11 protein-coding genes are annotated in these 15,483 nt (G+C 42.2%); 3 read left to right on the forward strand and 8 right to left on the reverse strand.

From position 1 onward, the window contains the following. Window positions 1–116: 116 nt before the first annotated feature. From mdh to AC5JMF_RS00900, 6 genes are all read right to left on the reverse strand, one after another. Window positions 117–1,091: a malate dehydrogenase gene (mdh, locus tag AC5JMF_RS00875; RefSeq protein WP_495793831.1), complete on the reverse strand. Its 975-nt coding sequence runs from the start codon at window positions 1,089–1,091 to the stop codon at window positions 117–119. A gap of 120 nt (window positions 1,092–1,211) precedes the next feature. After that, window positions 1,212–2,096 carry a bile acid:sodium symporter family protein gene (locus tag AC5JMF_RS00880; protein WP_495793832.1) on the reverse strand — a complete coding sequence of 295 codons (885 nt, stop codon included), beginning with the start codon at window positions 2,094–2,096 and terminating at the stop codon, window positions 1,212–1,214. 96 nt (window positions 2,097–2,192) lie between these two features. Next, complete coding sequence (locus tag AC5JMF_RS00885; protein ID WP_495793833.1) at window positions 2,193–2,408, reverse strand: NAD(P)H-quinone oxidoreductase subunit O; 216 nt, start codon at window positions 2,406–2,408, stop codon at window positions 2,193–2,195. 200 nt (window positions 2,409–2,608) lie between these two features. Further along, entirely contained in the window at window positions 2,609–3,472 is an 864-nt protein-coding gene (locus AC5JMF_RS00890) for a DNA-formamidopyrimidine glycosylase (protein WP_495793834.1), read from the reverse strand. A 110-nt stretch (window positions 3,473–3,582) separates the two neighbouring features. Further along, on the reverse strand, window positions 3,583–3,798 hold the full coding sequence (locus tag AC5JMF_RS00895) for a photosystem I reaction center subunit IV (protein WP_495793835.1): 216 nt from the start codon (window positions 3,796–3,798) through the stop codon (window positions 3,583–3,585). Window positions 3,799–4,129: 331 nt separating this feature from the next. Next, window positions 4,130–4,714 (reverse strand): PAP/fibrillin family protein, encoded by a 585-nt coding sequence (locus AC5JMF_RS00900; RefSeq protein ID WP_495793836.1) that lies wholly within the window; start codon window positions 4,712–4,714, stop codon window positions 4,130–4,132. Between the two features lie 247 nt (window positions 4,715–4,961). Between AC5JMF_RS00900 and AC5JMF_RS00905 the strand changes: the two genes are divergently transcribed. The 3 genes from AC5JMF_RS00905 (at window position 4,962) to AC5JMF_RS00915 (ending at window position 7,012) form a co-directional block, all read left to right on the forward strand. Then, window positions 4,962–5,201 (forward strand): DUF3134 domain-containing protein, encoded by a 240-nt coding sequence (locus tag AC5JMF_RS00905; RefSeq protein ID WP_495793837.1) that lies wholly within the window; start codon window positions 4,962–4,964, stop codon window positions 5,199–5,201. A gap of 78 nt (window positions 5,202–5,279) precedes the next feature. Then, complete coding sequence (gene mraY / locus AC5JMF_RS00910) at window positions 5,280–6,383, forward strand: phospho-N-acetylmuramoyl-pentapeptide-transferase (protein WP_495793838.1); 1,104 nt, start codon at window positions 5,280–5,282, stop codon at window positions 6,381–6,383. A gap of 371 nt (window positions 6,384–6,754) precedes the next feature. Then, window positions 6,755–7,012, forward strand: coding sequence for a hypothetical protein (locus AC5JMF_RS00915; RefSeq protein WP_495793839.1), 258 nt, complete (start codon window positions 6,755–6,757; stop codon window positions 7,010–7,012). Between the two features lie 25 nt (window positions 7,013–7,037). On the opposite strand, the gene AC5JMF_RS00920 is transcribed toward AC5JMF_RS00915, so the two are convergent. Together AC5JMF_RS00920 and AC5JMF_RS00925 are read right to left on the reverse strand one after the other, a co-directional pair. Further along, on the reverse strand, window positions 7,038–9,065 hold the full coding sequence (locus AC5JMF_RS00920) for an ABC transporter ATP-binding protein/permease (RefSeq protein ID WP_495793840.1): 2,028 nt from the start codon (window positions 9,063–9,065) through the stop codon (window positions 7,038–7,040). A 167-nt stretch (window positions 9,066–9,232) separates the two neighbouring features. After that, a complete protein-coding gene (locus AC5JMF_RS00925) occupies window positions 9,233–15,481 on the reverse strand; it encodes an amino acid adenylation domain-containing protein (protein WP_495793841.1) in 6,249 nt (2,082 codons plus the stop codon). Between the last annotated feature and the right edge of the window lie 2 nt (window positions 15,482–15,483).

Consider the following 15,483-nt stretch of genomic DNA (forward strand, 5'->3'; position numbering starts at 1 on the left):
TATAAACTAAACCCTATAGCCTTTGAGACCCAGTAACTTCAACAAAAATCCATCTAGAGATAAATAATTTAACCCTCTCAAACTCTCATTCTCCGCGCCTCTGCGCCTCTGCGTGATCAACCACCAGCCAAAATTTCCTGCGCCCTCACAATATTCTCCCGCACAGACTGCGCCGAAGTATGCAAAGCCTCTCTTTCCCCATCAGTCAAACCTAACTCCAAAACCCTAGCAATTCCACCACATCCCAAATTACAAGGAACACCAATCACCACATCTTCCAAACCGTATTCACCTTGCAAATATGTCGCCACAGGTAACAACCGCGACTGATTCAACAAAATCGATTCCACCATCACCGATGTAGCAGAAGCAGGTGCAAAAAATGCGCCGCCTGTCTGCATCAATTCCACAATTTCTGCACCACCATTACGAGTTCTTTCTACCAAACGTTCAACAGTAGCTGCATCCAACAATTCTGTAACCGGCACACCATTGACAGTGGCATAACGGGCTAAAGGAACCATTAAATCACCATGGCTACCCAAAACCATCGCTTTGACATCCGCAGGTAATACGCCTAATTCCAAAGCAATAAAAGTTTCAAACCGGGCAGAATCCAACACGCCAGCCATGCCCATAATGCGATCGCGTGGTAAACTAGTCGCCTGCCAAGCTAAATAAGTCATCACATCCAAAGGATTAGTAACGACTATAAAAATAGCATTGGGAGAGTGAGCGATCGCACTTTTGGCCGCCTCCACCACAATCTTGGCATTGGTTTTCAGCAAGTCATCTCGACTCATACCAGGTTTGCGCGGAATTCCAGCAGTAATTACCACAATTTGCGAACCAAATGTATCAGCATAGTTATTTGTGCCGATAATCTGGCGATTATGTAATTCAATTCCCCTAGCTTCAACCAAATCCAACGCTAACCCTTGGGGCATTCCCGGAATAATATCTAGCAACACCACATCAGCGAGGTTTTTTTCCGCAATGCGTTGGGCGAGAGTACTACCAACTCTACCCGCACCGATAATCGTCACACGGGGTAAGTTGCACACAATAGGAGAATCTGAGGAAGAAGACATAATCTGGTGTAGAGTGCGATCGCTACTATATTAATGCTATCTAAATCAAGAACTCAGTACACTTTTTTGCAGGTATTTTGGCGTCCACAACAATACTGTTAATTAATTCGTAATTCGTAATTAATTAATCTGACTGATGGAATTAGTAGCAGATAACTTTCTGCCATAGCTAATCATCGCAAAGCCAGTGAAATACATAAATAAGCCATAGATAGCGCCAGGAACCGCCATATCTGGATTATTCAGCAGTCCAGCCGTGATGGCGATCGCTAGTGTACCATTTTGAATCCCAACTTCTATGGCAATACATATTTGCTGGGGAATATTGAGTTGGAATAGTTTGCTGATAAACAATCCTGCCAAGATTGAGATCACATTCAACATCACCACCCCTATACCCACTTGCAAAATGAATTCTGGCAGGCGATTCCACTCTCGAATCAAGATTAGCAGAATAATAACCGCAAGTAGAGCGATCGCTAGGCGATTAGTTACTTTTTCTAAACGCAAAGCCGTATCCGGCAATAAGTAGCGTATATACATCCCTAAAGCAATCGGCACCATTGTAATTAGGAATATCTGTAACATTGTCGAACCAATGGGTAATGCGATCGCTGCACTTTGTCCCAAAAAATGTTGTAGTGCTAGGTTCGCAAATATGGGAATAGTAAATATGGTGATGATACTACTCAACACCGTGAGAGTAACTGACAACGCCACATCACCACGAGCTAAATACGTCACCATATTTGATGATACGCCTCCAGGACATAAGGCGACGATAATGAGTCCTACTGCGATCGCAGGCTGCATGGGTACGGTTTTAACAATGAAAAAGCTAATGATTGGTAAAACTATTAACTGGCTTACCAAGCCAACCGAGACTGCTTTTGGATACTTAGTAACGCGTTGAAAATCTTTTACCTGCAAAGATAAACCCATTCCCAGCATGATAATAGCTAAGGATAGGGGTAAAATCACGTTAGTCAACAAAGTTGCTTGCATAAAGCTGGATTAAAGCAATATATTCTGCATAAATCAGAAGTTTACATTAGTTATGTCATCCAGCGTATGCAGACAAAAATAATAACTGTTCCGTACTTAGCTAAATTCTTCTAGTTGATCTAAGCGTAACCAAATATTCGGTGTTGGGACTTTCCCAAACTTAACAAGGGCGTAATCACCTTTGATTTCCACAATTTCGCCCTTGGTTTCAAACAAGTAGGAAGGAAAACGAGAATCACTAGCCTTTGCTTCTACACTGTTTTCCAGTTTCTCGCGGACAGCGCGAACTATATCCCCTCTTTTAACTGCCATGAGTTCCTCTCAATTTTGTAAATTGTTTTATACAGGATTTTAGCTTGTAACCGGGGCATGAGGAGGATGCACTTCTCCTGTCGGAGACGCTGCGCGTAGCTTGCTTCCCGCAGGGTACGACTTCGCTCAGTGAGCGGGAGATGAGGGAGAATTTTCTTTTTTGCGTCCCCGCGTCCCCACGTCCTCTTGCCTACTCCCCTTTAAATTTGACACTGGGGACAAAAATGACTGGATCTTCCAGCTAACTTGGTTCGCTGTATTAAATTACTGCAAATTCGACAGGGTTCTCCGGCGCGGTTGTAAACTAAGGCTACACCACCATAGTTGCCGTTAACTCCCTTGACATTGAGAAAATTACTAAAAGTTGTACCACCAGCCGCAATACTAGTTTCTAACACTTGAGCGATCGCAACTCGCAAACGTTCAATTTGCTCTAGCTGCAAATTTGCACAAAGGGTTTCGGGTAAAATTCCACTCTTAAATAGTGCTTCATCGGCATAGATATTGCCTAATCCCGCTACCACTGACTGATCTAATAACGCAGTCTTTATGGGACGGCGGCGGTTTTGGAGTTTGTCTGTTAAATATTTAACTGTGAATTCTGGTGAAAACGGGTCTACTGCTAGTTTTGCTAAACCAGTAATAATACTTTCTACTGCAAGACTCACAGGAACCCACCACATTTGACCAAAGGTGCGTTGGTCAACAAAGCGCAATTCTTGCTGATCCCCAAAGAATAACCTGACTCGTGTGTGCTTATGTAATGGTTCATCTCGATGCAACCATAATAGTTGACCGGTCATTCGCAGATGCACCCCTAGCCAAGTGGTAGGGAGGGATGAGGGGGATGAGGGGGATGAGGGGGTGAGTTCAGCTAGGAGATATTTACCGCGACGATGCCAAGATGTAATGGCACTTCCTTTAATTCCATCTATAAACTCACCGACAGAAAACGGGTAGGCGATGGTTCGTTGAAGTAACACATCTCCACCCGTTATTTTTTGGTCAAGGGTCAATTGATTTAGACCCCGCCGGACTGTTTCGACTTCAGGCAGTTCAGGCATTTAAACTAATCAGCAAGCAATTTAATATTGTGGAGATCTTAGGGATCTATATAAAAGAAATACAGATTCTTCTATCATCCCATCAAATAATCCCCAAAAGGCTTTGCTGCTTACTTTTTCGCCTTCGCTTTAGGCGCTTCCACCTCTACTAACTCATCCTGAGCAAAGTTATTGGTGTTGATACCAGAGTAATTGACCTTCTCAAACCGGACAATCACTGGGTATTTGATGACGCCACCTTGGTCAATCGAAGCCACAGTTCCTACATCCTGAAACCAGTAAGATTCTGGGCGGAGAATACGTACTTTAGAACCACGTTGAACCATGATTATCTTCCCTTTTAGTTATCAATCGCCAATAAATAGGGCTAATTGATTTCACTCTACAACTTCAAGGTTGTTTGCAGTTGGTTTGTTAAGTTATTTGACTGTTTGGAGAATTGGGAATTGGGCTTCTCCTGTCGGAGACGCTCCGCGAACGACTTCGCTCAGCCACGGGAATTGGGAATTGTCATTAATTGTTCTCCGCGTCCCCGCGTCTCCTCATCTTCCCAGTCCCCAATCCCCAATCCCCAGTCCCCAAACTTCCCAAATTTCCCCCTTGACAAGAATCAAACAATCGCTTACCCTCGTTTGCAAATGGTGTTATTGCACAAACTTATACTTTGTTTAATACAAATACGCTCCCCTCGTTACCTCTGCCAATCCGCAAATCGTTATCTATATAAGCAATGTCTAGCCAACCTTGTTGTCTGTCACTACTGATGCCGAAATCAAATGCTGGAAATTTTTTACCAGCTTCGATTTGTTGGATGAAGATTGATGGGGAAGTGTAATCTATTAATCGTTGTAAACCGATAATAGAGCGCTGAAATTTTACTTGGACGCGACGCTCTGAAACTGGCTCAAATTTAGCAGCAACGCTAACTAATCCTTCGAGATAAGGTAAGCCATAAATTTCAGCTATGTTGTAAACGCTGGAAGTTTCTGTGCGAATACACTGGTAAATCTGACCAAGTTTACATAAAGGTATACGATCTAGGTTCAAAAGTGCCTTGCTCGTGGTATAAAGTAAACGCCAGTTGCCATTGAGCAAATCGCTAGCCTCTACTGGACGCGGTGTTGGATTCAGGTCTTCTAAAGTGGCGATCGCTGCTAAGATAGCCTGCTTCTGTGGCTCAGTTGCCAGTAAACCACGATTTGTGCCAGCGATCGCATCCATAAGAGCCGCTTTTGTGATCATCGCTTGTCACCTCTAAAATAATGATTCAATTTTCATCAATACAAACAGAATATTCAGAGCCTATGTGTAGAGTCATATAAATTACTAATAATCCCTTTTCGTAGACCCTACGACCATTAAATAAAAATTTCTGCCCTAGTGCGGATTTATTAATCCACCACTTGAATGAATAACTAAATTATCCCGTATCAAGTGATAGACTCTTAATGTCAAGTTACGTAAACCTTTTCGTGTCTTGTTGGTCGATATGATAAATTCTCCATTACGTGAAGCACCCCGCAATCAGCGAGCAGCTGTAATTCCATTAAAGCAAGAGTCCTCACTATTAGACTGGTTGCAAGCCAACGGTCGAATCATCGCGCGTGACGTTCACGAACCAGATTTTCTGGATGATGAAGAAGAAATAGAGTCGCTAATGGGTGTGGAAGATGGAATTGGCGACTATGATTTGGATGACGATGACGATGTAGCAATAGAAGAGGATTAGCCTCTGAGATTTAGGAATTGGGTAATATTCCTAGTTCCTGGGATTGAATTTTGTAGTGTGGAGTGAAGGGAAACTTCCGTGGACGCTAAATTATCTCCTAACCAAGGATCAAATATTTCTGGAATTGGATTGGCTTCTGGCTTAGTCACAGGACTAAGCGTAGCAGCATTAATTTTTGATTGGATGGGGAATAGGTTGCCCTGGCAAGGAATGTCACTTACCCTACCGCTACTATTGTGCGCGGTGGGTGCAGGTGTTATGGGCCATTGGGTAATACCCCTACTGCAAGCCCTCAAAACTGGACAAATCATCCGCGAAGATGGTCCCCAAGCCCATCTTAAAAAAGCAGGGACGCCAACAATGGGGGGTATATTTTTCGTACCCGTGGCGGTGGTAGCTGCTTGCTTTTTGTCTGGCTTTGCCCAAGAAGTGCTTGCCGTTTCTGCTTTGACACTAAGTTATGGTTTGATTGGCTGGATTGATGATTGGCAGATCCTACGCCGCAAGTCGAACAAAGGCATATCTCCCAAGATGAAACTGGCTTTGCAAATCAGTTTTGCAGCGGTGTTTTGTCTGTGGCTGATGTTTAATCAACCCTCTGATATTACAAGTATTGCTTTGCCTTGGGTGAGCTTTTCACTACCATTAGGCTTGCTGTTTTGGCCCCTAGCAGGATTTGTTTTAGTTGCAGAGAGTAATGCTACTAATTTAACTGATGGCATCGATGGCTTGGCTTCTGGAACAGTAGCGATCGCTTTACTCGCTTTAGGTGCTTTAATTGCTCCTACTGCCCCTGGTTTGATGGTTTTTTGTGCAGCATTAAGTGGTAGTTGCTTAGGCTTCTTAGCCCATAACCGTAACCCAGCCCGTGTGTTCATGGGGGATACAGGTTCTCTGGCATTGGGAGGCGCTTTAGCTGCTGTAGCGCTGTTGACGAACAGCTTAGTAGCGCTGTTTATTCTCAGCGGTATCTTCTTTGTAGAAACCCTTTCTGTCATGGCGCAGGTTAGTTATTATAAAGCCACCAAAGGCCCCGATGGTAAAGGTAAGCGCTTATTAAAAATGGCACCTCTACACCATCATTTGGAGTTGACTGGTTGGTCAGAATTACAAGTAGTTGCAGTGTTTTATATCATTGGTGCAATTTTAGCTTTCATAACTTTGGCAATTGGTCAACTGTAAGTTTTTTCAAAAATGCCTGAATAAAATTAAAATTTTCCCATCCCCCTTCGAGTGGTTAGCTTGAAGGGGGCTTTTGCATTAGACTTCTTGCAAAAGTCCAATTATAGTTTCTTTCTTTGCGCGGCAGTTGCTCATGAAACCACGCCACTTGCTACAACTCTCTCGACCAGAACAACGCAGTAGTTCCTCAAGTCGGGAAACCCGCCCACGGCTGCGGCTCCCCAAGACCGCGCTGCCTTGCCTTTGCGTGTTAGCGTTCGCGTTCGCGAAGCGTCTCGTAGAGAAGCGGGGCGTAGCCCGGCAAAAAAAAGATCTATGCAACAAATCTATTCTTTACCCGATAATAGTTGACAAGGTTAGCAATGCTAGTAATGTCAGACCAAGAAAAAAGCGATCGCCTAGACCGCATCGAACGCATACTCGAAACCCTCACTACCAACCAACTCTCCTTACAAGAAACAGTCCGCCAAAATACTGAAGAAATCCACAGCCTTATAGACATCCTGATGCACTCGATCCAAAACGCCGAAAGCGATCGCACCATCATCCAGGAAAACCAAGCTGAAATCCGTCGTATCTGGGAATACCTGCTAGGCCAGCAGCGCGGCAACGGTCGAGGTGAATCATGAGAATTTTCTCTTACCCAGTCCCCAATTAAACTCTAACCCATTTCAACACCTTGGGGTCTTTATCATAGCGGTAAACAAAGCCGTCCTTGCCAGTGATCAACTTGCCAAGGCTTGCCTTACTTCTAATAGTGTTAACGGGAGAGTCTGTTAATAACTGCATTTCCTTATGAGAAAGTCCTTCACCTGTGGCTACTTCTGTTAATATTCCTGATTGACTTCGGGACTCATCAGTAGGAAGGTCATCTATTGTGGTCTGAACATTTTCAGGAGGATCGGTGACGATTTGTTTTGCTTTTTGCGATCGATAATCTTCTACGGTTGCAAGTTGCCAACTAGAATCTTGTGAAAGTTCCAGAACCCATTGATGATAATTAAATAGGCTCTCCCTATGTCCAACGCTGATAAATGTTGTTTGCGTTTCTTGTAACTGTTGATATAAATTTCCTTCATTTTGCAAATCTAAAGCGCTAGTTGCTTCATCTAAGATAGTGAACCCAGGATGAGTAACTAATAACCGAGCAAAAGCTAAGCGTTGTTGTTCTCCTAATGACAAGATATTTTCCCAAGGAACTTCTGTATCGAAACCATCGACTCGACTGAGCAAGTTTTGTAGATTTACTTGTTGCAATACATCTTCGAGTTGTGCATCTGTCATTCGACGATTTGTATTAGGATAGAGCAACTGTTCGCGCAAAGTTCCTAAGATTATATAAGGACGTTGCGGTAAAAATAAAACTTCTTCTAGAGGCGGTCGTATCAGACGACCAGTACCCGCATTCCATAAACCGGCGATCGCTCTCAACAAAGAACTTTTTCCTCGACCACTCGGCCCAATAATTAATAAACCTTCTCCTCTTTGAACTGATAGTGATAAATCTTCAACGATCACCTGTTCATAGTTAGGCGTTTGTAAAGTGACATTTTCAAAAGCGAGATGATTTTCTTCTACTGTTTTAATGGTGCTGACATTCTCTGGTTGTTGAATCACTTTTTCTAACGCATCGGAAAACTCAGTTAAACGCTCAACATAACTGGAAAATCGTCCAGAGGTGCCAAATTCACCGATTAAATCTCCTAAAGCACTAGCAAACATATAGCTAGCTAAAGCAGATTGTTCAACTTGTCCATAATCAATTTCACCTCTCATATATAGAGGGCCGAGTATTAAAAAAGGAAATATTTGGATAATAGATCGATATCCTCTAGCAAAAATTTCCTTACCTCTTTCCCAATCTATTTTACGTTTAGTATCTTGAATCAGCTTATTAAAGCGGCGCTGAATTATATTTAACTCCTGTTTTTCTCCCTGAAAAAAAGCTATCGATTCAGCGTGATTACGAACATGAGTTAGACAATATGTATAGTCGGCTTTAGATTCTAATTCCTCTTGATTAATCTTATTCAGTTCTTGAGTTATATAAATAGCAATAATATTACCTATGATTGTATAAATAAGTAGAGGAATTGCAATTTGTTGAGATATTGACCAAACAATTACCAAAAAAGTCCCCATTTCTAGCACTTTTTCTAGGAAAGTGGCTGAAAACGAGAGAGCATTGCTGGTAATAGGTTCGACTTCTTGAGCTATCCGTTGATCTGGGTTATCGACATTGGATTTAAAATTGATTTTATAATAGGCACGATTATGGAAATATTTATCTAAAACTTGATTATTTAGCCATTTGTACCAATCAAGAGCAATTTTTTTTCTGACATCTTTAGTAAATCCTGACAATAGCGTTACTATGACAAGTCCAACGGCATAAACTAATAATGTATTGACGAACTGAGAATAATCTTTTTCTTGAATGATGACATCGATCAAACGCCGATTTACAAAACTATTAAAAGCAGTTATACCGACAAGTGCGATGATTAATAAAATCAGAAAAATCAGCGTTAACCACGCGCGAATCACGTCTGAAAATGCTCTGTTTTCTGATTTTGTCGGATACCAGTAAGGGCCGGCGATCGCACCCACATTTTCCCAAAATTGAGTAAAAGCTGAAGAAGCATTCATTAAAGATTGGTCTTGAACAACTTGGGTCGGCATATTCTAGCAATAAACTAAACATTTTTTGATAAACCCACTTAGCGATCAGTACTTTATTTACACTCACTAAATGCCCTATCTATTGATGTATAACCTGATGATTTAGAAAGGATTGTATTTATTTTAAACACTTGATTTACTCAAATTCAAGTTTGTATTTTCTTTTCCTAAACATCTGCTTCTGGATGAAGTGTATGTTTTAATAATTCAATATACTTATTCAGCATTGAGCAAATATCTTTGTAACTAAAATACATCTTATCGTACTTCACAGCTATACTTATATTCCCTACAGAAAAATCCATTGATACAGTATAGTTTAAAGGAAAATTGAACTGATCGTGAGATTTTATCCCATTTACATTCAAGCCAGCATGAGCCAGAATATTTTTGGAATTACGAAACTGTACAAAATTGAATGTAGCAAAAAATAACTCTGTTTTTTCTTGATCTGACAAAATTTGGAGTAGTGGATACCTAACATAGGGTTCCATATTAATTAAAGATTGATGCACATTTTTTATTTGTAAGCTTTTATCTTCAATAGTTGGTTGAGAAAACGGAACCATATTCCAGAACAAGCCTAAAGTTCTGAACGGTTCAGATAGTCGTTCTGTTCTACCATTGGAAACGATTCCTACAGTAACCGTGTTTTCTTGAATTTCAGTTTTAATTATGTCAAGGTAGGTACTCAAAAAAATTGCTTTTGGCGAAACTCTCAATCTCCCACATAATTGACGTAAATTAGCAACTATTTCCGAGCTAAAATCGTATTTTTCAGTAACAGCTTCTATTTCTTCCACTGGAGTTGTTAACGGGTTCAATGGTCTATATATATGATTTTTTAGTTGATGCTTCCAGAAATTTACTGCATTCTTTGACTCAATAATTTCTTTCTCTAATGCCACAAACTCCTTATACACAATATCAGAGGTAGCTATTGTTATTTCTTCTCCTTTTTTCAAAGCAGAATATAACTCGTATAGTTCGTTTATAAATTCAATATTGCTCCAGCCATCTATAATTGCATGATGAATTGACATCAAAAATTCAAATCTATTTTCGGCTTTTTGAAAAATCCAGAATCGAAAAAGTGGCTGATTAGGATTGAGAATCTGGAATAAGTTTTGCTGATCCCACTTCATCACTGTATCAATATAACTTTCTTGCTCATTCGATTTAATGTGGCTAATATCTTCTTGAGTGATTGAAAAATTCAGGCTATTTTTTACCACTTGAGCAACTGGTTTTCCACTCAGAATAATAAATACAGTTCTGAAAGTTGGATGTTTTTGCACTAACAACTCTAATGCCTTTTGAAAAGCATTTAACGAAAGAGTATTATCCTCAAAATCGTATGATTGCTGGCAATGATAAACTCCCGTTTTTTGACGTGTGTTTGAGTAATGATGCAACATAAACTCCTGCATTTTGGCAAGAGGGTATACTGATTCAGTATCTTCAGGTAGGAATTCAGAGATTTCCTCTGGAAGTTCTAATAAATGTAGAGGTAGAGGAAGCTTATTTTCCTCACTTTGGTAAGTATTTAATTGTTGAGCAAGGTCGTCAATTACCTGATTATTAGATTCATCAAATGTATAGTTTTCCGGAACGACAGTTAGACAATGAGCAATTAGTGATCGCAATGCTTCAACGAAATCTTGAGCTAGACTTTCAATTGTCGCAAGTTGGTGAACATTTTCGCTGTAAGTCCAATCTACCTGTAACTGCCCTTCTAATACAATTGAATTAATAGCTAATAAATAACTACGATATCCAAGCAGGCTGTGTCCTGAACCGATTGATTCGGGGGCTATTTTAAATATAGAAGCTTCTCGCATTCCCCAATCAAATTGCCCCAGGTAATTGAAACTGACTTCAGCTTTGGCAAGTGCTAGGAGTTTAGAAGTAATTTCTGCATCTCTACTCAAATAGCGCAGCAAACCGTAGCCAATACCCCGATTGGGTACAGTGCGGAGTTGTTCTTTAATAGACCTTAAGCTATCTCCTAAATTGTCAGTTGCTTTAAGTGTTAAAAGCACGGGAAAGATTGTTGTAAACCAACCAACTGTACGAGATAAGTCTACATCGTCAAAGATATCTTCTCGCCCATGACCTTCAAGATCAAGCAGCAGAGAATTATCACCACTCCACTTACCTAAAACCTGCACCAGAACTGTCAGCAGGACATCGTTAATTTGAGTTTGATAAGCTTTGGGAACCTCTTGCAATAAAGCACGGGTTTCTTCAATATTCAGCGATACCGACACCGTGCGGGCAGATGCTACAGTGTTAGTCTCACAAGCATAGTCTACTGGTATGCTCAAAACCTGCTGAGGTAATTGTGCCTCCCAATATGCAAGCTCTGATTTGAGAGTGTTTGACTGTGCATACTCCCTCAGTCTCAAAGCCCAGTCTTTAAAAGATGTCGTCTTAGGAGAAAACTGAATCTCTTTACCATGACTAAGCTGTTGATAACCCGAAAACAAATCCTCCAACAAAATCCGCCATGAAACACCATCCACTGCTAAATGGTGAATAACTATTAGTAAACGGCTGGGTTTGTCATTACCGAGAGCAAAAAAGGCTACTTGCACCAATGGCCCAGAAGAGAGGTTGAAGCTAGCTTGTAGTTCAGCAGCAGCAGTTTCAATGGTTGCTTTTTGCCCTGCGTCTGGTATTGTTGATAAATCTATCTGGGAAAAAGGAATGATATCATCGCTCTCTGTGTTAACTTGTTGCCAATATTCACCAGACTGGACAAAGCGTAAGCGCAGTGCATCGTGATGTACCAACAATTGCTGTACCACTTGCGACAACAGGATAGGATCAAAAACTTGTGGTACTTCCAGTAGAAAAGCTTGATTGAAATGATGAAATGCTGGTAAATTCTGTGTAAAAAACCAGTGCTGTATGGGTGTTAGAGGTAATAACCCAGTTACTTGACCTTGTTCTGCCTGGACAGTTACAGCAGCACGAGCGACACTTGCCAATTCTGCGATTGTTTGATGTTCAAATATCTGTTTGGGATTGAGTTGCAGTCCTGCTTGATTAGCTTTAGAAATAATCTGAATGCTAACAATAGAATCCCCTCCTAGCTCAAAGAAGTTGTCGTGGATGCTAACAAGCTCTCGGTGAAGAACTTCACACCAGATTTGGGCTAGTGTTTTTTCAATCCAAGTGCGGGGTGCTACTTTAGTTGCTGTCAGTTCCTGATGAGCTGTTTGAGGTGTTGATAGGGAGCGACGATCTACTTTGCCATTGGGTGTCAATGGCAGGGCATCCAAGATCACAAATACTCCTGGGATCATGTAATTGGGCAGTTTTTCTTTAAGAAAACCGCGTAGCTCACTGTTAGTAGTTGCTAAGTTTTGGTTGAAAACGATGTAGGCCGCCAAGTATTTGCGCTCAGGAATATCTTCTTGCACCACAACCACAGTTTCTCGTACTGCTGGGTGTTGACTGAGTACTGCTTCAACTTCGCCTAACTCGATCCGGAAGCCCCGGATTTTTACTTGGTTATCGATGCGTCCCAGGTATTCTATGTTTCCATCTGGTAAATAACGTGCCAAATCCCCAGTTTTATATAAAAGTTCGCAATTAGCAAATTGGTTTTCTATTCTCCCCCTGCTCCCGGTCACTGAGCGTAGTCGAAGTGCTGCTCCCCTGCTTCTTTGGAAGGGGTTGGGGATAAATTTTTCATTAGTTAGATCGGGGCGGTTGAGATAGCCTCGCGCCAAACCGACACCAGCAATGTACAGTTCTCCTGGAACGCCGATAGGAACTGGTTGAAGATCGGAATCTAGAATATAAATTTGGGTATTGTCAATTGGACGACCAATTGGTGGTGCTTGCTTCCCTTGCTGACATTGTGCAACCGTAGCACAGACGGTGGATTCAGTAGGGCCGTAAGCATTGAAGAAACGTCGCCCACCAGACCATTTGTCTACTAAATTGGCTGGACATGCTTCACCTGCAACGATGAGAGTTTGCAAAGCTGGCAACTCATCAACAGGCAAAGCAGCGAGTGCTGACGGCACAAGGGTAACGTGGGTAATCCTCTGCTGTTGCAATAACCCCAGCAAAGCAGGCCCCGGTTGCAATTCCTCTGGGCTTCCTAGATACAGCTTGGCCCCCGCACAAATAGCCATGAAAATCTCCGAGATTGAAGCATCGAAGCTCAAAGAAGCAAATTGGAGAACGCAGCTATCTTGTTGCACGCCAAATAGCCTGATTTGTGCTGTTGCTAGATTACACAAACCTCGGTGAGCGATCGCAACTCCCTTGGGCTTTCCAGTTGAGCCGGAGGTATAAATTACATAAGCCAAGTTTTCTGGTGTTAGAGAATTGGTGGGCAGAAATTCACTTGCAGCAGAGATTTCTACCCCAATAGTGTCTAAGCAAACTACTTGTCCTTGATGGTTTGGTAGAGAGGTAACTAATTTTTGCTGAGTCAATAGAATTGGCAGGTGTGAATCTGACAATATATGAGCAATGCGTTCTTTGGGATAAGCTGGATCTATGGGAACATAAACACCACCAGCCTTAAGTATGCCAAGCAGACCCACAACCATCTCTAAAGAGCGTTCCACACAGAGTCCCACCATTACCTCTGCTGTGACTCCCAGACTTTGCAAGTAGTGTGCTAGTTGATTTGCTTGCTCATTCAACTGTCGGTAGGTTAGCTTTTGCCCTGCAAATATTACAGCTATTGCATCGGGAGTACGCTGTGCCTGTGACTCAAACAACTGATGAATACACTGATATTGGGGATATGCTTTTGTAGTGTTGTTCCACTCAACTAATAACTGTTGTTGCTCTGCTGGAGTTAACAGAGGGAATTCGGAAATTCGTGCTTTGGGATTTGCGACAATTGCCTGAAGTAAAGTTTGAAAATGTTGGGCTATGCGAGTAATTGTGGTGGCATCAAATAAATCAGTGCTGTAACTCCAAATACCTTCCAGAACTCCCATAACTTCCTGGCAGTTTACTTCCAAGTCAAACCTGACTGTTTCATCAAGTGGCAAGGGCAGATCGTGAATAGTTAAACCTGGTAAATTCCAAGAAGCCTGTGGGGCATTCTGGAGAGCAAACATCACCTGTACCAAGGGATTACGGCTCAAATCTCGCTCTGGCTGTAACTTTTCCACCAACATCTCAAAGGGTAAGTCTTGGTGAGCGTAGGCTGACAAGGTTGTTTGTCGCACTTGCGCTAAGAATTCAGCAAAGGTGGGGTTGCCAGAAAGGTCGCCCCTTAATGCCAGGGTATTCGCAAAAAATCCCATTAGCTGCTCAACTTGGGAACTGTTGCGGTTGGCGATAGGGGAGCCAACAACAACATTTGACTGACCGCTATAACGAGAGATTAACACCAAAAAAGCTGCCAGTAGAGTCATAAACAAGGTTGTGTCTGACTCTTGACTCAGCTGCTTGAGACGTTGTGTCAGGTTGCGATCAAGTTGAAAACACTCAACTCCACCCCGGAAGCTCTGAACTGGGGGACGTGGGCGATCGCCTGGCAATTCTAGCACCAAAGGGACACCTGCTAACTGTTGCTGCCAGTAGTTGAGTTGCCTTTCTAGAACTTCACCAGTTAGCCATTGGCGTTGCCAAACAGCAAAGTCAGCATACTGGATAGGTAATTCCGGTAGCGGGTTGGGTAATCCTTGAGTAAAAGCTACATATAGCTGAGACAATTCACGGTTGAAGATGTTCAAAGACCAGCCATCGTAGATAATGTGGTGCATCTTCAACAGCAATACACACTCTTGGTTACTCAGTTGCAGCAGGGTGAATTGTACTAATGGCCCAACAGCCAAATCGCAGGATTGGGAAGCAAGAGACTTCGCTATTTGTCGAATTTGGTCAGTTTGCTCCTCGGCTGATAACCCTTGCAAGTTATAAACTGGCAAAGTGAAGCCAATTTCATCACCATGCATGAAAATATTTTTCTCCCCCTGCTCTTTAAAGCTAGGAGGGGCAATCACTTGAACAGGTTTTCCGTCTACCGTGAGAAAAGTAGTTCTTAAGACCTCGTGACGGCGAATGAGTTCATTCAGGCTCTGCTCCAATGCAACTATATTCAGTAACCCCTCTAGCCGCAGAGCCGCCAGCATATTGTAAGAATGACTTTCGGGTGAGAGTTGGTGCAGAAACCAGAGCCGCTGTTGAGCAAAAGACAAAGGCAGGTTATTGTTCCGTGGCACTCTTTGAATGGGCAACTGATGAGCAGCTTTAAGCTGCTTTGCCTGCTGCAAAAACAGCATAATTTCTGTTTTACGTCCGGCTATTTCCTGGCGCAGCGTTGGAGTTAACACCCCTTCCGGTGCATGACAGCGCAGGCGATCGCCATCAGCCTCCAGGTTAATACTCAAGTCACTCAAGTGACATACAAATTCAACAATGCTGTTAGTCATTA

It is taken from the genome of Desmonostoc vinosum (assembly GCF_059505385.1).